Below are 19,056 nucleotides of genomic sequence, written 5' to 3' on the forward strand. Positions count from 1 at the left end.
CCGCCTCGACCACTTCGGACACCAGTTCGGCGATGGCTCGGCGGGAAGGCGCCGCGGGTAGGGCGTTCAGCACGTCCTTCGACCCGACCACGCGTTCCGGCCAGGCGGTATACGTCGTGACCTCGTCCGACGCGCTCGTCCTTGACTGCTCCGGTGCTGCGGGTACGGAGACTGGCTCGGAGCGTGACCGGAAGGTGCCGGCGACGACGTGGAAGCTCCGTGCGAGTTCCGGTGCGTCTTCCGCGACATCGACGACCTCCGATTCTGACGGGGTCGGAGCCGAGGGCTCGGCCTCCGGCAGCTCGACCTCCGGTGTCGCCGCCTGCTCGCCCCGCACGAGATCGTCCGCTCGCCGGACAGCCTCCCGCAGGCGCTCGATCACGGCGTCGCGATCGGCCAGCCATTCCGGCAGCCACACTCGCTCGACGGCGGGCCAGCCCATCGCGTTCTTGAGGACCGCGCCGGGGAGCCCGTCGCGATCACTGACTGTGCGCCGCCGGCGCCAGGAGGCTCCGTCCAGCAGCACGGCGACGAGAGGCCGACCGGGGTCCTCCGCCGTCGCCAGCGCGATGTCGACGCGGAACTCCGACAGTCCGACGTCGATGCGGGCGGCGAGGCCCGCGTCGATGAGCGCTGCCGCGAGCTCGTCCCGGTGTGCGTCGGGATGCGGGAGTCGGTCGAGGGCGTCGTGGACGCTGTCCGAGCCCGCCTGCGCGAGCTGCAGATAGGCCTTCAGGTGCTTCACGCCGATGGACTGAGTGTCGTCCGCCCGCAGCTCGGCCGGGTCGAAGCTGCAGAAGAGGACGACCTGACGGCGGGCTCGCGTGATGGCGACGTTCCAGCGCCGTTCGCCCCCGGCACGGGTGAGCGGACCGAACTGCAGAGGGACCACGCCCTTGTCGTTCGCGCTGAAGGCGATCGAGAACAGGATGGTGTCTCGTTCGTCGCCCTGCACGTTCTCGAGGTTCTTCACGAACAGCCCGTCCGTGACGTCGAGCGACCGGGCGATGCGCGGGTCGGACGAGCTCCGGAGCAGGCCGTCGATCAGGTCGCGCTGCTGCGCGTTGAACGTGATGATGCCGAGGGACGGGACGACGTCCGGCGACGCGTCGAAGCGGCGGTGGACCTCGGCGACGATCGCTTCGGCCTCCGCCGCATTCGTGCGCAGAGCCTTTCCTCGACCGGTGCGGATGAAGGTGCCCGCGACGCGGACGAAGGAGATGCCGTAGCCCTCCTGCCCGTCGCCGGCGTCATCGGCGTGCGGGGTCGGGAAGGACGAGAGCCGGCTGTCGTAGTAGCGGCTGTTGCTGAAGGCGATGAGCCGCTCGTCCTGGCTGCGGTAGTGCCAGGAGAGCCAGCGCGACGGGACCCGCGCCTGCGACGCCTCGGAGAGGATCGACTCCTCGTCCACGACGGTGTCCGCCGGAAGGGTCTCGTCCTCGACCGCGCCCGTCTCGGCGAAGCTCGTCGGCGGCATCTGCTTGCTGTCTCCGACGATCACTGCGCTGCGCGCCCTCCCTAGCGCACCCACGGCGTCGGCGACGCGGACCTGCGACGCCTCGTCGAAGACGACGATGTCGTAGAGGTCGGCGTCGACCGGCAGGAACCGGGCGACCGACTCGGGGCTCATCAGCGTGCAGGGCGCGAGCCGGGTGATGAGCGGACCGAAGTCGTTCATCAGGCGGCGCACCTTGAAGCCGCGCGCTTTGTACTCGAGCTGGCGCTTGAGCCCGCCCATCATCGATGCGGGAAGCGAGCTCAGGTCCCGACGGGCGAGCACCTGCGACGGGATGATGCGCGGAAGCTCGTTCCGCACGGCGCTCGCGCTGGTCGTGTAACGGCCGAGGAGCCGCTCGTGCGCGGCGGCCTGGAAGCCGGCGAGCTCCGTGCTGGCGAGTCGCTCGTTCACCGAGGACGCGGCGAGGCCCTTCTCGAAGGCCAGGAGCGCGTCGTCGACGTCGCCTCCGCCCTCGAGGTACTGCCGGCGAGCCGTCGACATCCCCGCGTCGCGGAGCGGTTCGAGCCGAGCGAGGAAGGCCAGCCAGGTCTCCAGTGACCGGACGGCGCCGCGCCCTGTCCCGCGCTCGGCGGTGGACTGTCGCCACGCCTCCACAACGGGTCGACCACCGGCCCAGTCGTCCAGCTCCGCCGACGGTGCACCCGCGACGTCCAGCAGGGCGCGGTGGGCCTCGATGAAGCGCTGCAGCGCCACACCCAGGACCGCACGGTCGGGACGGACGTAGACCGATCGGATCAGATCGCGGTCGACCGACTCGTTCGCCTCCTCACCGATCACGACGAGCCGACGCAGGGTCCGCAGCACGCCGATCTCTCCCGAGATCCGCCGGAGGGTCTCGCCGTCGAAGGCGTTCCAGCGCTCGGGGGCGACCGGGGCGGGGATCTGACGGACGAGCTCACGAAGGTAGAAGGCGTGCTGTCGCGCGAGGAGGACGCGGTCGACCAGAGCGACGAGGCCGTCGAGGGGAACGCTCTCGGGGCCGGAGCGGAGGTAGGGAGCGAGGCGATCGCGGACGGAGCGGCGCATCCGCTTGCGCGAGAGCAGGCCAGCTCCATCCGCTTCCACCGCCGCAGCGCGGACGTCGTCGAGATCCGCGTCGATCACCCGCTCGTGGATGACGTCGAGCACGTCGAAGCGCAGCGGAGCGAGCCGTTGCAGTTCGTCCTGAGCATGAGCGAGGTGCGCGTCCCAGCCCGCATCGATGAACTGATCGAGGGTGACGAGCGGCCGTTCGTCCGCCTCCGTCCCTCTGATCGCGGGCGCGAGCAGGGCAGGGTCGGAGGCGGCTGCCAGCGCCGCCGCCGGGAAGTCCAAGCGGTCGAGCTCGAGCAGCGCCGCGTCGAGCTCGTCGGCCGCTTCGGCGACCCTGACCGGGAGATCGGGCGCGAGCCTCGAGGGTGAGATGAAGGACCACGGATGTCCGCGCCGAGGGCGCGCCGCGTGGAAGTCGTCCGGAAGCAGCCTGAGGGCATGTCGGACAGCGTCGAACTGCTCGAGGGTGCCGTTCTCGACGAACGCGCGCGTGACCTCGAGCTCTCGGATGTGCTCCTCCGCGAGCACCTCGCGCTGATGCGCCTCGTAGAGGGAGTACCCCGCGCCGTTCTCCTCGTGGACGTGGTCGGCGTACCGGCGGAGTCCACGCGCGGTCGACTCCACGGTGAGCCGCTGGGCGGCGAAGCCGTGCGAGTCGGGCTGGACGGAGAAGTCCAGCGCGGCGCGGATCTGCGCTCGGGCTTCGGCCGGACGCGCGCCCTTGTCGTGGAGGTCGAGGCAGAAGGGGCCGAGCCCGACCTCCTCCAGGCGCCGTTTCACGACGTCGAGTGCCGCCCGCTTCTCGGCGACGAAGAGGACTCGCTTGCCCTCGGCGAGCGACCTCGCGAGCAGATTGGTGATGGTCTGCGACTTGCCCGTCCCGGGAGGGCCTTCGAGGACGAAGGTCTTCCCGGCCACGGCGGCCGCGACGGCTTCGAGCTGAGAGGCGTCGGCAGGAACCGGCACCTGCGCGGAGAGCTCGTCGAGATCGAGGTCGAGCTCCTCGCCCGCCGGGTCCTCGAACGCCTCCAGCGGCGTGTTGATCAGATGGGAGACGAGGGGATTGCGGGCCAGGACCTCCCACTGCTCGTCGAGGTCACGCCACAGCCGGAACTTGGCGAACTGCAGCACCGCGAGGTCGACCGTCTCCTCGACGCGGAAGGGAAGGCCGCGCTCGGTCAGGGTCGCTCGCACGGAGTCGAAGACGGCGCGCAGGTCGATGCCCGACTCGTCCTCGGCCGGCGCGGCGAGGCCGGGCAGGTCGAGTCCGACGCTGACCTTGAGCTTCTCCACCAGGCAGAAGTTGGGAGTCGACGAGCCGGACTCGTCGAGCGTGATCGTGAAGACGGAGCCGCGGGCCGTCTCCTTGATCGTGACCGGCACGAGGACCATCGGCGACCTGAGCTCCCGGTCGTCGAGCGTCCAGTGCAGAGTCCCGAACGCGAGGTAGAGGTTGTTCGCGCCGGTCTCCTCGACGATCGTCTTCGCCGACGCGGCGAACTTGCGGAGCTTGTCGGTGTAGGCGGCGGCGGTGACATTGACGAAGACCTGCTTCTTGTCGAACAGCATCTCCGTCCGGATCTCGGCCGGCAGATCTCGCCCGCTGTGCATTCCGCGCTCGCGGGCGATCTCGGAGACGGTGTCGGACGACACCAGCTGTATCGGAGTCGCTCTATTGATCACGTCTTCGAAGCGGGCGAGATCCGTTCCCGGCACGGCCAGAGAGAAGCCCGCGCGGTCCGTGTAGTTGATCAGTCGGTTACGGAGGCTCAGGTCGAGAAGCGCGTTCTTCCAGGTCGCCACGCGGGCCGGGCCGGTGACCACGTCACGTCTGCGACCGCGCCCTGCACCGGCGAAGTCGAACACGATCTCCGAATCGCCGGGCTTGTACTCGTGCACGGTCACAACGCCGTCGGACGTCACCGCACGACTCGGAAGAGGATAGACGCCGCCGTTGCGAGCCTCTCTGATGTCAGCGACACCCTTCAGATCATCGCTCTTCGAAGCGAGCTCTTCGCGGGCCTCACGGTGGGCTTGCGCGATCGTCGCCGACTCTCCGGTGAGCATGGTCGTCTCGACGACGCGGATCAGATCGCTGTCGGCGAGGTTGATCGCCGTGCTGACATCGGTCGAAGCTGCGGCACCGAGAGTGCGATCGACTCGCCAGTAGCCCAGAAAGATGTGCCCCTTGGTGAGCCAGAGAGTGCTGTTGATGCCCGCCTGTTCGAGAACAGCGGCCAGTGTCAGGGTGGTGTCGAGACAGGTGCCGAGCCGCCCGTCCAGCACCTCAGAGGGAGTCCGGGTCTTCTGACCACCTTCCCTGCGTCCGTCCTCAGTCACTCTGCCCCAGCTTGCGGGCGGCGCCGTGTAAGCGATCTCCCTGGCTCTGATCGCGTCCCAAACGGCCTCGACGATCGCATCGACCCGTGTCGGGTCGTGAGTCTGATAGCTGTTGAGTGCCGAATTGCCCGTCGCCTCGCCGAGGAGGTCCGCTGCCTCGCGCAGCACCTTCTCGACGACGACCGCATTCGGCTGCACGAAGGACGGAAGAAGCTCCAGCCCGAGCTGAGTCGGAACGAGCCGCCACTCACTGGCAGCGAGAACCAGTACATCGACGCTCGTGCTGGCGATCTTGTCGCCGTCGGCGGTCCGGAGCGTTGCGCGAATGCTCCCCGACCGCCGTTGCTCGACCCCGAGCATGCGTTCGGGGTCGAGAGTGAGGGCGACGTTCTCCAGGTCCTTGTCCTGCTCGGCACCCAGGTCGAGACGAATGGTGCGGGGGCCGCCCAGCGAACCGTGCGCGTCGACGACCTCGAGATCGAGGGAGGCACCGCGGAGTTCGTCCCCGCCGTTCCGGATCGAAACGCGCTTGACCGGTTGGATCCGAGCGCTGGCCATCGCGTAGGAGAGCTCGTCGTGGGTCTCGAGGTGGACGGTGACGCGAGGAGCCTGCGGAACATCATCGACCACCACTGTCAGCCCCTCGTAGCGGGCCGCTCCGCGCGGCCGCCGCAAAGGAGGCTCGGCCGTGGGAGCGCTCGGCGCGTTGGTGTCGTCGACGGGCGTGTCCTCTGTGCCTGTGACCATCGATGCCGGTTCGGTCGCCGCCTCGCTCTCGGACGCCGCCTCGGTCGGTGCGACCTCGGAGAGGTCGGTGTTCTCGGTTCCGTCGGCCTCCGCCAGGATCCGGCCCCGCACCTCGCCCAGCTCCTCGGCGAGGTGGTCCATCGCGACCTCCTGCAGCAGGGTCTGAGCGGCCTGAATGGCACGATTGGTCATCGGGCGGTCGAACTGCTCACCGTGGGCCCAGAGATTGCGCACCTTCCGGAGGTATTTGAGAGATCCCTCCGCCAGAGGCGATATCGCGCGGGTGAACGGCCGACCCAGGGGATCGAGATCCGAGGTGAGCAGTCTCACCAGCTGATTGAAGTCGCGCTCGCCGTATCGCTGGTTCCTGTTCTGCGGGTTCGGGTTGGCCTCGTCATGACGTCGGAGGACGACGGTCCAGTCCTCATCCGGCCCGATATGGGACGCCAGCACGCTGTTCACCGTCGGGAGCAGTCCGTCGACGACCGCATTCAGTGCTCGGTCGACGAGTCGGCGGTACTCGAGATCATTCATTCGACGGGATCCCCCTCAGGTCCGCGGCGCGGCGCGACACGGCGTCGGTCGATCCTATTGATGCGCACGCATACTCGCGATCCGGCACGGAAGAACTGCTCATCCCTCTCCGGCACCGGGCCGGCCATCACGTACGGGTGTTCGTGAGATGACGTCCGATGTATCCGATGTAGATCCTCCCGGAGCGATCCGTGTCGTCGAAGTAGTGCATCCTCGGCGCGAAGGAGTCGTTCGTCGACACCTTGAAGTGCGCAGGCATCAGGACGGATCCCGACGGGTGCACGTCGTCCGGAACCGGCAGCACTCGTTCGCGCGCCCAGGCGGCGTTCGCGAGGACCGACTCGCTCTCAGTCGCCGCGTGACGCGAGGCCGGGCACTTGAAGCCCGCCGGGGCGCTGTCGGAGGTCAGGTACGTGTGGACCGTGCCGCGTTCCCAGCCGCTCGCCTTCGCCTCCGCATAGTCGTGCAGGACGTGCACGAACTCCCAGACCTTCGAGGAGTACTGTCCGAGTCCGTCCCGCTTGTCGACCTCCTCGGCGTCGGAAGCGCGTCCGCAGAACACGACCCGCTTCGCGATGGAGGCTCTCTCGGGGTCCGAGGTCTCATCGGGCAGCAGAGTGGCGATGACCTCCGACATCGAGCCCGGCGGCTCCCACACCGCATCGAGCGGCACGTCGAGCTTCTCGAAGGCCTGCAGTGCGGCGAGCTGCTCGCGGAAATAACGAGCCTCGCGCTCGGCTCGGCGCAGTGCTTCGCTCTCGACCGCGAGATCGAGGAACACCGAGTCGATCCGCTGGTTGAGCTCGGTGTTCTCCTTCGTCAGGGCGGCCTGCTCGCGACCCTGGCGCTCGAGCTCCTCCTCGGCGACGAGCACCTCGGACGCTCGGGTCTCGATGAACTGGTCGAGAAGATCGATCGTCCTCTCGTCGGCGTCGTCCCGGTGGAGCCAGCGGTTGACCAGCCCGCGGACCCGGGTCAGGAGGGGGACGCCGACAGGACGGGCGTCGGACTCCGGGAGATCGTCGGCGAAGGACAGAAGGCCCTCCAACGACGTACCCGCATCGACCGACGATCGAGCAGAGACCGGCGCCGGAGCCGGCGCGGGTGCGGGCGGGACTGCCGGAACCGGAGCGGCGACGCGGGCGTCGACGAGAGCCCGTCGGTGCACTTTGTTCTCCGCCTGCGCCAGCTCCTCCATGGCGAGTCGAACATCGTCGGGTAGACCGAGGGCGAGGAACCGCCTTTTCATCGCGGCCGCATGCGTCACCTGGAGGCGTTCCGACACGTGTCCGTTCGAGATCGACCGTGCGAAGGTGGCGGGCCCGAGGACGCGGTGCCGGAGGGCGTCCTGACGGGAAGTGAGATCGACGTCCGGCAGGAAGGTCCGCACTCGTCCACGAGGCACCTGGTGGCTGTCGGGGAGGCGCTGCTCGAACAGCTCAGCAGCTGACGCGCTGACGACGAAGGTCGTCGCCACCCCGTGGCTCTTCTTCGTGAGGCTCGCGACGATGCGGGTGAACTGCTGGTCGGTCTCCGAGTCGACCGACGTCGCGACGATCACCGAGCAGGTCCGGGTCGGATCGGCGATCGCGGCGAGGACGGCGTCCACTCCCTCGGCGTTCTCGACGAGGACGGGCGCCGCCGTGAGCCGCGTCCGTCCCTCGACCACGACGGAGTCGCGGAGCAACGTGCCGACGATGTTCGGAGGTGCGACGACTTCGACCGGATCGGCGCCACCCTGACCCGTGACGCCGGCCTCGACGACCAGGGACTGCGTGAATCCGGAGGACCCGGGCGCGGAGATCGCCAGGACGGAGACGTCGAACGCCTTACCCGAGTTGGTCTCCGAGAACCGGTAGCGGCGGAGCCATCTGCTGTTCGTCGGATCGTCGCGATGGGTGGCGATGAGTCGACCGCTCCCACCCAGATCGAATTCGCCCTCCCCGACCCACTCGGCCTTCTCGAGTCTGCCGCGCTTCGACCCCGACCGGAGTTTGGATCGCAGCCACTCCTGGAGAGCCTTCTCCGCCACGTCGATCGCGTCGGCCGAATCGTCCAGCCTGAGTACAGCTCTGTATCCGATGACCATGCCTGACCCCCTGTTTCTCGTCACGGTAGCGGACTGCTCCGACATCGATCCGCCGGTCGTCCTCGACGAACCGGCCGTATCCGGTCCACGGCGGTCGAACCTCCGACCCGACTGCACATGCGCCACCCGCCGGTCCGACTAGTGGGGATCGGGGGTATTTTCGATGTCGAGGGAAACACTCGTCCGCTATCCGCGTTCGAGCCGGGGTAGCGGCCATGGCCTGCCTGGAGCTTCTCCGGTTCATGCTGTGGTGCTCCGGTAGCGTGCGCAGATGTCTCCTTTCAAGGAACTCCATTTCACCGAGCACGACGTCAGGGACGGGGGATCGCTCGCACTCTTCGTCGAGGATCGCTCCCGATGCGGAATCTACTGGCTGGACTTCGAAGACGGCGCCTCCTATGTCGGTCAGTCCGTGAACGCGCGTACTCGTCTCGCGTCTCATCGGCGTCGGTGGAGCGACGTGACCACCGCACGATTCGCGGAATGCCGACCTGAACGCCTGGACGAACTCGAACTCGCTGTGATCCAGCACGTCCAGAAGACACGACCTCTACGGAACGTTCTCCTCACATCCCGTCCCGGTGGGCTCGACGACCTGATCGTCACCGTCAGGGAGGGCGCATCCCTCGCGTTGCCCTGGGAGCGCGAGCGCCGCGGTCGACTTCTCGAGGAGACGGTCGCTCCGCTCAGTGGGAGACAGACGAATGCGAGCTGGGAACGACTGCGTCTCCATGAGGACTATTCCGGCCTCGTCTCCTCCTTGAGGACGTTGCTCCTCGAGTCGTTCCCCAGTCCGGCACAGACGCAGGAGCTCCTGTGGACGCTGACGGCTCTGCCCTCCACGAACCGGAGCGCCGGGTGGCGACGTCTGTGCACACTCAGTGCCGGACGTCTGGAGATCCTGCGAGTCTTCGAGGAGACCCTGAACGGCCGGAAGGCTCTGCGCTGGTTCCTCAATCTGCATCCTGAGGCGTCGGGGAGGAGAGTGCGATCGGCTTTGGCGCACGTGGACGCTCCGGACTCGACGGTTCGACGAGTCCCCTATAGGGCGGTATCGGAGCGGGTGTGGACGATCGACGCCGTGGGGCTCGATTCGTTGGACGCGGTTCTGAAGGACGAACACGTTCTGAACGAGGTCTACCGTCTCGTCGTCATGCTGATGAGGCAGGGCATGAACCCGCTCCGACGTCACCACAATCACCAATTCGCCACTGATGTCCTCAGGACATCGGGGACGATCCCGATCGAGTCATGAGGGCTGCGCCGACGGCGGCATCGCTGAGAGCCGATCGGCGTACCCCGACACCGCTCCCTCGAGAGACACTGGCGCCGGGGACGACCACCCGGGATCCGACGGATCAGTCGCGATTCCGCTTGAACAGCCCTGCGACCTTCCCGCCGACGGCGTCGGCGGCGCCCGCCACTGCAGACGCGGCGCCCTTGACCGCGGTGAGCGCCTGAGCCTCGTCCGGGATGCCGTCGCCGTCGAGGTCGACGCTGCGGAACGGCCTCGACAGCGCGCCGGCCGCACTGGCAGCTCCCTCACCCACAGCGCCGGCGGTACCAGCGACCCAGGTCCCGGTCGACCTGGCCGCGTCCTCGAGCGCCGCGAGGGCGCGGTTCGGCTCCGCGTCCTCGTCCTCCCCGTCGACGACCTCCACGTGGGCGAGATGCACGGGGAACTCCTCGGGCGCCTCCGGGAAGGCGGCGCGGGACGCGGCGATGACCTCGCGACCGAAGACGAAGCGGACGATCCCTCCCGACAGCGCACCGACTCCGTAGTCGACCGCCGCTTGCTGCTTGCCGCTCAACGTGTCGCGGACGCCGGCGAGCTGGCCGGTCTGGATGGTCTGGACGAGTTCCTGGGCGCCACCGGCAGGGAGGGACCTCGCGAGAGTGCTCGCCCAGGGGGAGCGCTCGACGGTCTTCGACGGGCCGGTGACCGTGTCGCCGGTGGAGACGGCGGCGACGTCGGATGCCATGGCCGCGATCTGCGCGCCTCCCACCCGATCGTTCGTCAGACCGTAGACCAGCGCCTGCGCTTGATCCTTGTCGAGGTCCATCCCGTGTATGTCGGCGATCGCCAGCGCGAAGATCGCTGTGATCTCGAACTGCAGCTGCTCGTCTCCGGCGGGGAGGAGGCTCGCGGCCCGCTGCGCACCCGACTTCGCGGCGCCGAGGGCGACGTTCTTCGCGGCCGTTTTCACAGCGGCCTTCGTCGCCTCCTTCGTCGCCTTCTTCGCGGCCTGCGTGCCGGCGCTCTTCACTCCGGCGGCAGCGGCTCCCACTCCGGGGATCATCGCGATGCCCACGTCGGCCGCGATGGCGCCCGCCGAGATCAGGGCGCCCGCAGCGGTGATGGAGGTGCCGTAGTGGCGCTCGAGCATCCGCACCAGTTCGGCGGGCGTCGCATCGGGGCGCCTGCGCCGCAGCCTCAGGACGTACTTGCGCGCGATCGTGTGGCGGGCGCTGACCGCCTTCGCGATGTCGTGGACGGCCTCCTCCGCTGGGAGCTCGGTCTGAAGCGTGATCGGTTCGACGGCGATCGCCTCGTCGACGGTCTCGATGGTCTGGTCCTCGGTCATGGTCGTTCCCCTCTGATGGTTCGTGTTCAGCCGGCGGGCTGTCCGCTCGAAGCGGTGTGGTGGTGACGTCGCGCGATGATCGATGAATCAGGCCGACGTCGGTTCTGGCGATGTCGGGGTCAGCGTCTCAGACCTCGAGGTGTCGTCCGCTGTCACGAACACACGGTTCACAGCACCGCCTCCCGCTCCGTCGCGTACCGCGGGGCCATCGACTCCATCTGCGCCATCACGAGCTTGATGGCGCCGGCCTGCTGGTCCGGCGGGTACCGGTAGCGCACGAGGAGCCGCTTGATCGAGGAGCGGAGCTTCGCGCGGACGTCGTCGCGGACCGTCCAGTCGGTGCGCACGTCGCGGCGCATCGTCTGCACCAGCTCGCGCGCGATCTGCGCGAGCGTGTCCTCGCCCTGCAGCGTCACTGCCGACTCGTTCTGCGCGACCGCGTCGTAGAAGGCGACCTCGTCGCTGCTCAGCGGAGGATCGAACCGCTTGCCGCGGTCGGCCTCGTCCGAGATCTCGCGGGCCAGCTCGACCATCGCCGCGATCACCTCGGCCGACGTCAGCTGCTGATTCGTGTACTTCGTCATCAGCTCCGCGATCCGCGCCGAGAACGCCTGGCTGCGCACCACGTTGTTGCGGGTCGCCGCGCTCGACTCGTCGACGAGGAGCTTGCGCAGCGCCTCGATCGCCAGGTGCGGGTTGCGCGCCTTCTGCGTCTTCTCGACGAACTCGGGGGTGAGCTGGTCCAGGGACGGCTTGGGCATGCCGGCGGCGTCGTAGATGTCGAGCACCTCACCCGTGGCCGTCGCCTGGGCGAGCAGCCGCCCGAGCAGGCGCTCGATCTCGGCGGGGATCGGCTCGCCTCTCGCGTGGCGGTCCTCGGCGTCGAACTTCGCCATCCAGATGCGGACGTCCTCGTAGAACGAGATCTCGGGACGGAGCTCGGCGAGGTTCTGCGCGCCCGAGGCGAGGGCCCAGGCCCGCGAGAGCTTGCTCGCGAGCGCGCGGAACCGTGCCGCCGGATCCTCCTGGCCCTCGGCGGTCGACTTCGACCGCGAGCGGAGGAAGTTCACCGCACCGGAGGCGGCGTTGAGGTAGGCCTTCGGGTGCGTCGACGAGGCCTCGGTCTTCCAGTCGTGGTCGGCGAGCAGCTCGCGCAGCTCGGCGACCATCTCGAGCGCGATCCCGACCGCCTCGTCGACGTTGCGGCCGACGGGCTTCTCGGCCTGATCCGCTGCGGTGTACTCGGCGAGGGCCGCGGTCAGGTTGTCGACCAGCGGGGCGTAGGCGACGAGCAGGCCGTCCTGCTTGCCGCGGAAGGTGCGGTTGACGCGTGCCAGCGTCTGCATCAGCAGCGCGCCCTTGAGTGGACGATCGAGGTAGAGCGTGTGCAGCGGCGGCGAGTCGAAGCCGGTGAGCATCATGTCCTTCACGATGACCAGCTCGAGCTCGTCGTCGACTTCTTTCATCCGCTTCTTGATCGTCGCGTTCTGCGAGTCGCGGCGCACGTGCTCGACGACAGGCGAGACGTCGGAGGGAGTGCCCGAGTAGACGACCTTGATGCGGCCGCCGGCGATCTCATCGGAATGCCACTCCGGCTTCAGCGCCACGATCGCCGAGTAGAGGCGGGCGCAGATCTCGCGCGTCGCCCCCACGATCATCGCCTTGCCGGGAGAGGCGATGGCCGCCTTCATCCGCTCGCTGCGCTCGCTCCAGTGCCGCACGATGTCGGCGGCGAGGGCGTCGATCCGCTCGGGGGCGCCGTAGAGGGCGTTGATGACGGCGACGCTCTGCTCGATGCGGGTCCGCTCGGTCTCGTCGAGACCGACGGTCGCCTCGTCCGCGGCCGCGTCGATCTGCTCCTGGCTCACCCCCTCGGCCAGCTCGACCTTGATCAGGCGCGGCTCGAACGAGACGGGCACCGTGGCGCCGTCCTCGACCGCGCGGCTGAGGTCGTAGATGTCGATGTAGTCGCCGAAGACCTCGCGGGTGTCGCGGTCGTCGAAGCTGACCGGGGTGCCGGTGAAGGCGATGAGGGTCGCGTTCGGCAGGGCGTTGCGGAGGTGCCAGGCGTAGCCGTCGAGGTCGTCGTAGTGGCTGCGGTGCGCCTCGTCGACGATCACGATCACGTTGCGCCGGTCGGACAGCAGCGGGTGCGCGGCCTTCGCGTCGCGCTCCTCCTTGCTGAGCCCGAACTTCTGCAGCGTCGAGAAGTAGATGCCGCCGGTGAGCCGGTTGCCGATCTGCTCCCGCAGCTCCGCTCGGCTGCTGACCTGCTTCGGCTTCTCGGGCAGGAGGAGGCTGCGCTCGAATCCGGAGAAGAGCTGCCCGTCGAGCTCCGTGCGGTCCGTGATGACGACGACCGTGGGGTTCTTGAGGTGCGGGTGCCGGGCGACGAGGTTCGTGTAGAGCTCCATCTCCATCGACTTGCCCGAGCCCTGCGTGTGCCAGACGACGCCGGCCTTGCCGTTGCTGTCGACCGCGGTGATCGTGCGGCCGACGGCCTTGGCCACCGCGAAGTACTGGTGCGGCTTGGCGATGCGCTTCTCGAGGCCCTCGGCGCCCTGGTCGAAGGCGGTGTAGTTCCGCAGGATCTGCAGGAACCGCGCCTGGTTGTAGAGCCCGTCGAGGGCGCGCTCGAGCGGAGTGACGACGTTGCCGTCGTCCTCCCGCTCGTCACGTCCGACAGGCTTGCCCTCCTCGTCGACGTTCCACGGCGCGAAGTGGTTGAGCGGCGTGAAGGGGGTCCCGTACTGCGCCTCGAGCCCGTCGGAGGCGACGGTGAAGACGCAGAACCGGAACGCGAGCGGGAACTCGCGCAGATAGGTCTGCAGCTGCGCGTGCGCGGCGGCGACCTTCGTCGCGTCGCTGCCGGCCCGTTTGAGCTCGAGGATGCTGACCGGCATGCCGTTGAGGTAGAGGACGAGATCGAACCGGCGCTTGTGGTCGCCCTGCTGGATCGTGACCTGGTTGACCGCCAGCCAGTCGTTGTCGTCGGCCTCTGCCGCGAGGAGCCGCACCGTCACGTTGCGCTCGACGCCGTCGGCCTCGAGATAGGACAGGCGGTACCCCTCGACGAAGAACCGGTGGATCCGGTGGTTCTCGGTGATCGCGTCCTGCGAGGAGGGCGTCGCGATCTCGGCCGCCGCCTGCGCCAGGTAGGTCGGCGGGATCGTCGGGTTCAGCTTCTGCAGCGCCGTCATCAGGCGAGGGCGGATGAGCAGCTCGGCCCAGGAGTCGCGCTCACCCGTCCCCGGGGCGATCTGCTCTCCCCGGAGCGGCTGCCACATCAGGTGCTCCTCGCCGAGCCGGTCGAGAGCGAGCTCCTCCCACTGCGCCTCCGAGAACCCGGCCATCAGAGCACGTCCTCGACCGCGCGCTCGGCGTCCTTGACGCGGAGCTTCCCGGACATGAGGGCGGGGAGGAGGGTGTCCCGGAGGTTCTGCAGAAGCTTGATCTGGGTAGCATTCGCCCTCTGCATTGCGGTCAAGCCCTGCACTTCATCTTCGATTCTGAGGAGGTCGTCGCCGCTCGGGATGTTGACCGGTACCTTCTTCAGATTGGTCATGCTGAGCTTCGGTTGCACTGCACCCGTCACAAAGCTACGGACGTCGGCGGCTCCGAGAACGTGGAAGAGAAGCTCGGTGGAGATCGTCGACCCCTCGAGCACGTGAGCATGGTTGTTGACCCATGCAGGGCCCGAGATGTACTGAAGCACCGGAGCTCCGGTTCGCTCGTCTACCACCGATCCATCCTCGCCGACGAGCACCAGGCGATCATCGAAAATCGCTTCATCTACGGTGTCGATCGCGCTTGCGGCTCCGTAATAGGGGACAGTGCCCATACGTTCGTTGCGCTCGGCGGATGAGAGGGGTCGCCGTTCATGATTGCGGAATCGGACTACTTCTCCAACTGTTTGCGGCTGAATCGATCCGACGGTGTGTAGCGACCCGAGTTCTCGCGCGATCAACTTTTCGGACGCACTATTGACTCGCTGCAAGGCGGCGATCTTGTCGTCGAGTGCGCCCAGCACCTCCGCGATCCCACGCTGGATCGGTAGAGCTGGTGTCGGGATGGAGACGGACAGTAGCGCAGGCTGGCGAATACCGACAACTGTCGATCCGGTGCCATGGTTGAGAATTCGTTGTTGTACCGTCTCAGAAAGAAGTGCGTAGTACAGAAACGCCTGATCGAGTCGCGTCGGATCGCTCCTCAACGCGAAAAGTCGTTGACCGAGTACGACGGGTCCGTCACGATCCACCCGGGCGACTCGTCCAAGCGGTGCTTCGCTGGTGAGCAAAACATCGCCCTTCTTGATCTCTTTTGGCATCCACCGCTCGAAGACGGCCTGTGTGACGAACCGGGCCTTCTCCCACTCGATCTTGCCATCAGTAACAAGGATCGCTGAGAGCACGGGGACTCCAGCCTCCACGAACTCTGCACCAAGCTTCGCGGGAGTCTTTCCGCGGTGGTCGATGAGCGTGCTGAGGCCGTCTTTGAGGAGGATCTCGCTCACAGCACACGCTCCAGCTGCTCGCGCACGACCGTCGCGAGGCGGTCGGACTCGTCCATCGCCGCGAGCAGCTCGCCGCGCAGGCGCGCGATCTTCTCCTCGAGCGGCTCCCCGTCGTCGGCCAGCTCGGCCGCTCCGACGTAGCGACCCGGGGTGAGCGCGTAGTCGTTCGCCGCGATCTCGGCGTTCTTCGCCGAGTAGCAGAACCCCGCCTTGTCCTCGTAGGCGACCCCTCCCGCCGAGCGGGTGCCGCGCCAGGCGTGCACCGTCCCCGCGATCGTCGCGATGTCCTCGTCGCTCAGCGCCCGCTCGGCGCGGTCGACCATGTAGCCCATGTTCCGTGCGTCGATGAAGAGCACCTCGCCCCGACGGTCGGTCACGCCTCCACGGCCCGGAGTCTTGTCCTTCGCCAGGAACCAGACGCAGACCGGGATGCCGGTGCTGCGGAACAGCTGGGTGGGCAGCGCGATCATGCACTGCACCAGGTCGGCCTCGACGAGCTGAGCGCGGATGGCGCCCTCGCCGCCGGAGTTCGACGACATCGAGCCGTTCGCCATCACGACGCCGGCGCTCCCGCCGGGCGCGAGCTTCGACACGATGTGCTGGATCCAGGCGTAGTTGGCGTTGTTCGCCGGCGGCACACCGTAGGCCCAGCGCGGGTCCTCCTCGTTGCGCGCCCAGTCCTTCACGTTGAACGGCGGGTTCGCGAGCACGAAGTCGGCCTGCAGCTGCGGGTGCTGGTCGCGGCGGAAGGTGTCCTCCCAGCGCGGGCCGAGGTTGCCGTTCAGCCCGTGGATGGCGAGGTTCATCTTCGCCAGCCGCCAGGTCCGCTCGTTGAGCTCCTGTCCGTAGACGGAGAGGTCGCTGCCCTCGCGGTCGTGCGCCTCGAGGAACTTCTCGGTCTGCACGAACATGCCGCCCGACCCGCAGCACGGGTCGTAGATCCGGCCCTCGTGCGGCTCGAGCACCTCGACGAGCACCCGGACGACGCTCGACGGCGTGTAGAACTCGCCACCGCGCTTCCCCTCGGCGCGGGCGAACTTCTCGAGGAAGTACTCGTAGACCTCGCCGAGCAGGTCGCGGGCGCGCGTCGAACCCTCGCCGGTGAAGCGCGCGGAGTTGAAGATGTCGACGAGCTCGCCGAGACGACGCTGGTCGACGCTGTCGCGGTTGAAGATCTGCGGCAGCGTCGCGGCGAGACCGCTGTTGTGCTCCATCAGGAGGCCCATCGCCGCATCGACGAGCTCGCCGATCGACCGCGCGGGCTCCGCCGCCGTGGCCTCGGTCCCCTTCGCGTTCTCGGCGAGGTGGCCCCAGCGCGCGGGCGCCGGCACCCAGAAGACGCCGCGGCCCACGTACTCGTCGACGTCGTCGATCAGCTCGCCGATCTGGTCGTCATCGAGGCCGTCGGCGGTCAGCTCGGCGCGGATCTGGGCGCGGCGCTCCTCGAAGGCGTCGGAGACGTACTTGAGGAAGACGAGCCCGAGGATCACGTCCTTGTACTGCGAGGCGTCCATCGAGCCGCGGAGCTTGTCGGCGGCCTTCCACAGCGTGTCCTTCAGCTCCTTCATCGTCGACGGAGCGAGGGGGACGGCGGTCTTGGCGAGGCGGGGTGCCATCAGCTGCCTTTCTGTGCGGTGCCGTCGACGTCGTCGGCGGCGGTCTCGGTGCGGGTGGGAAGAAGGGGGTGGCGGATGCTGCCGTGCACGGCGCCATCGGAGATCAGGGTCTCGAGCTCGCAGAGGGCCTGGAGTCGATGCTCGGTCTCGGCCCGCAGCTCGATGATGCGCGACAGCGCCGACATCAGGGGCGGGACGCGCTCGGGCAGGACCCGGCGGACCGTCCAGTCGCGCCAGCGGCGGGAGCCCGGGGGCCGACCGGCGATGTCGGCGGCGAGCAGGTCGGGAACGAGGCCCGAGTCCGGATCCACGATCGAGAGGATGCGGGCGGGGGAGGCGACGACGGAGCCGCCCTCGTGATCGACCATCGCGGTGGGCGGCGAGGTGCAGAAGACGACGTCGCCGGGCTGCGTGCGCGCCGAGCGTCCGTGCGCCCGTTCGAACTCGAGGATCCCGATGCGGCGCGAGCCCCGCTCGGTCTCGCCGAGGAGCTCGGGCTCGCCGAGCACGACGTGGCCGGTGGTTCCGATCTCGGTCTCGATGAGACGGGTGCCCGCGCGGTAGCGCAGCGCCTTCGAGGCGCACAGGGCGCCGATCGCCTGCGGAGCGAGCGACGCGACCTCGGCGTCGGCAGCCACCGGTTCGGCGGCCAGGTCCGCGACCGTCTCGCCGACGTCCCCGAGGAGCTGCTCGATCCGGACGGCTCGCGCGGCGGCGGCGTCGAACGGGACACGCCCCACTCGCGGCCCGCGGCTGCGCTGCGTCAGGAGGGAGCCGGACTGGGCGAGGACCGCGGTGGCGGCCTCCACTCGGCCGAACGCGAAGGCGTGCGCCCTCAGATCGGCCGCCCGGCCCATCGTGGCGAAGACGTCGCCGACGATCAGCGACCGCACCGCCGCGTCGAGCGTCCGCTCACCGACGTCGGCGAGCAGGGTCCACCGCCGACCCTCGTCGACCCTGCCGTCGGCGGGGCCGACGACCCACAGGGCGAGGGACTGACGGGGATGAGCGGGCAGAAGGCCTTCGGGGAGTCGGACGATCGCCCGGATGCGGCCGTCGCGCAGCGCGTCTCGCCGAAGGTTCGCTGCGGCGGCCGGCAGGCGATCGCAGAGTGCCGCGGCCGGGCCGATGATCACCCCGCGCTGGGTGGAGGGCATGCCGAGGAGGAGCTCGTCGATCGCCTCCAGCACGGGGCCGGCCGCGGTCGTCGTCGCCCCCTCGTGCGGGAACTGCGCGACGAGCGTCTCCACGGCGCTCCCGCTCGTCTCCTCGTCGAGGCCGAGGTCGCGCCAGCGGACACCGTGAGCGGCGAGCCGTCGGCGCGCGCGGCGTCCGGCGCTCGCGTCGGACGGAGCTCCGAGGACGGCGTCGATCTCGCCGCCGTCGCCCGCGCGGATGCCGACGGAGAGGATCAGCGCTGCGCAGACGCCGGTCGGGTCGACCACAGTCCCGGTGGCGTCGCCTCCTGCGAGGACGAGGGCGATGTCGGCGACGAGAGCTTCCGCCTCCGGGTCGAGTGCGGTGCGCTCGGGAGCGGCCGGTCGTGCCCGGTCGAAGGCCGCGCCGGGCGTCCAGGCCGCCTCGACAGCGGCATCGGCCTCGAGGGCGGCTGTCACGAGGCGGGGTCCCAGCGCCTCGATCTCGGAGACGAGCCAGGCGTCGCCAGGATCGATTCCGCGAGCCGTCGCGACGAGATCGTCGACGGCGGCCAGCTCCTCGCCGAGCTGCGCGCGCAGAGCGACGAGGGCGTCGAAGGCGTCGGGCTCTCGATCCGCGGCTCGACCGAAGGAGAGGACGTCGGCAGTCGCCTCCGGGTTGTTGCCCTTCGCGGTGGCAGCGAGCCACGCGGAGACGTCGCCGGCGGAGAAGCGCTCCGAGCCGACCGCTCCTGCCACGGGCGCGGGGAACGGCGCGGTGCTGCCGCGAGCCCGTGAGCGCCAAGCCGAGACCGTCGGGCGCCGGACGCCGGCGAGAGCGGCGATGTCGGACATGGACAGCAGGGTGTCGGTCATCGCGCCTCCTCCATCTACGTGATCCGGGCCGGTGAGTCGAAACTACTGCGTCCCTGCTAATCCGGACGT

The 19,056-nt window shown here is 68.8% G+C and carries 8 protein-coding genes; 1 reads left to right on the plus strand and 7 read right to left on the minus strand.

All coding sequences use genetic code 11. The features are described 5' to 3' along the window. Both C5D44_RS13570 and C5D44_RS13575 read right to left on the minus strand, forming a co-directional pair. Positions 1 to 6,172, minus strand: a 6,172-nt coding sequence (locus tag C5D44_RS13570; protein ID WP_104281968.1) for a DUF4011 domain-containing protein, incomplete at its 3' end; no start/stop codon positions are given. A 127-nt stretch (positions 6,173 to 6,299) separates the two neighbouring features. Continuing rightward, a complete protein-coding gene (locus C5D44_RS13575) occupies positions 6,300 to 8,261 on the minus strand; it encodes a hypothetical protein (RefSeq protein ID WP_104281969.1) in 1,962 nt (653 codons plus the stop codon). Between the two features lie 271 nt (positions 8,262 to 8,532). Here C5D44_RS13575 and C5D44_RS13580 point away from each other — a divergent pair, with 271 nt between their 5' ends. After that, positions 8,533 to 9,516 carry a GIY-YIG nuclease family protein gene (locus C5D44_RS13580; protein ID WP_146086992.1) on the plus strand — a complete coding sequence of 328 codons (984 nt, stop codon included), beginning with the start codon at positions 8,533 to 8,535 and terminating at the stop codon, positions 9,514 to 9,516. 103 nt (positions 9,517 to 9,619) lie between these two features. Here C5D44_RS13580 and C5D44_RS13585 read toward each other — a convergent pair whose 3' ends face one another. The 5 genes from C5D44_RS13585 to C5D44_RS13605 all read right to left on the minus strand — a co-directional run bounded on the left by C5D44_RS13585 (position 9,620) and on the right by C5D44_RS13605 (position 18,987). After that, positions 9,620 to 10,846 (minus strand): hypothetical protein, encoded by a 1,227-nt coding sequence (locus C5D44_RS13585; protein ID WP_104281971.1) that lies wholly within the window; start codon positions 10,844 to 10,846, stop codon positions 9,620 to 9,622. Between the two features lie 167 nt (positions 10,847 to 11,013). Next, positions 11,014 to 14,199 carry a type I restriction endonuclease subunit R gene (locus tag C5D44_RS13590; RefSeq protein ID WP_104281972.1) on the minus strand — a complete coding sequence of 1,062 codons (3,186 nt, stop codon included), beginning with the start codon at positions 14,197 to 14,199 and terminating at the stop codon, positions 11,014 to 11,016. Further along, positions 14,199 to 15,359 carry a restriction endonuclease subunit S gene (locus C5D44_RS13595; protein ID WP_104281973.1) on the minus strand — a complete coding sequence of 387 codons (1,161 nt, stop codon included), beginning with the start codon at positions 15,357 to 15,359 and terminating at the stop codon, positions 14,199 to 14,201. The genes C5D44_RS13590 and C5D44_RS13595 overlap by 1 nt, the downstream gene beginning before the upstream one ends. After that, positions 15,356 to 16,975 carry a class I SAM-dependent DNA methyltransferase gene (locus tag C5D44_RS13600; RefSeq protein ID WP_219815349.1) on the minus strand — a complete coding sequence of 540 codons (1,620 nt, stop codon included), beginning with the start codon at positions 16,973 to 16,975 and terminating at the stop codon, positions 15,356 to 15,358. Before C5D44_RS13600 ends, C5D44_RS13595 begins: the two co-directional genes overlap by 4 nt. Then, the gene (locus C5D44_RS13605; protein ID WP_104281974.1) at positions 16,975 to 18,987 is read right to left on the minus strand and encodes a hypothetical protein; all 2,013 of its coding nucleotides are present in this window, start codon (positions 18,985 to 18,987) and stop codon (positions 16,975 to 16,977) included. Before C5D44_RS13605 ends, C5D44_RS13600 begins: the two co-directional genes overlap by 1 nt. Positions 18,988 to 19,056: the final 69 nt, after the last annotated feature.

The organism is Rathayibacter sp. AY1B5 (genome assembly GCF_002932795.1).
In the GTDB taxonomy this organism is placed as follows: Bacteria; Actinomycetota; Actinomycetes; order Actinomycetales; family Microbacteriaceae; genus Rathayibacter.

Coding starts and splice junctions, on each gene's coding strand:
- C5D44_RS13575 (WP_104281969.1), bottom strand. CDS start 8,261: ATGGTCATCGGATACAGAGCTGTACTCAGGCTGGACGATTCGGCCGAC.
- C5D44_RS13580 (WP_146086992.1), top strand. CDS start 8,533: ATGTCTCCTTTCAAGGAACTCCATTTCACCGAGCACGACGTCAGGGAC.
- C5D44_RS13585 (WP_104281971.1), bottom strand. CDS start 10,846: ATGACCGAGGACCAGACCATCGAGACCGTCGACGAGGCGATCGCCGTC.
- C5D44_RS13590 (WP_104281972.1), bottom strand. CDS start 14,199: ATGGCCGGGTTCTCGGAGGCGCAGTGGGAGGAGCTCGCTCTCGACCGG.
- C5D44_RS13600 (WP_219815349.1), bottom strand. CDS start 16,975: ATGGCACCCCGCCTCGCCAAGACCGCCGTCCCCCTCGCTCCGTCGACG.
- C5D44_RS13605 (WP_104281974.1), bottom strand. CDS start 18,987: ATGACCGACACCCTGCTGTCCATGTCCGACATCGCCGCTCTCGCCGGC.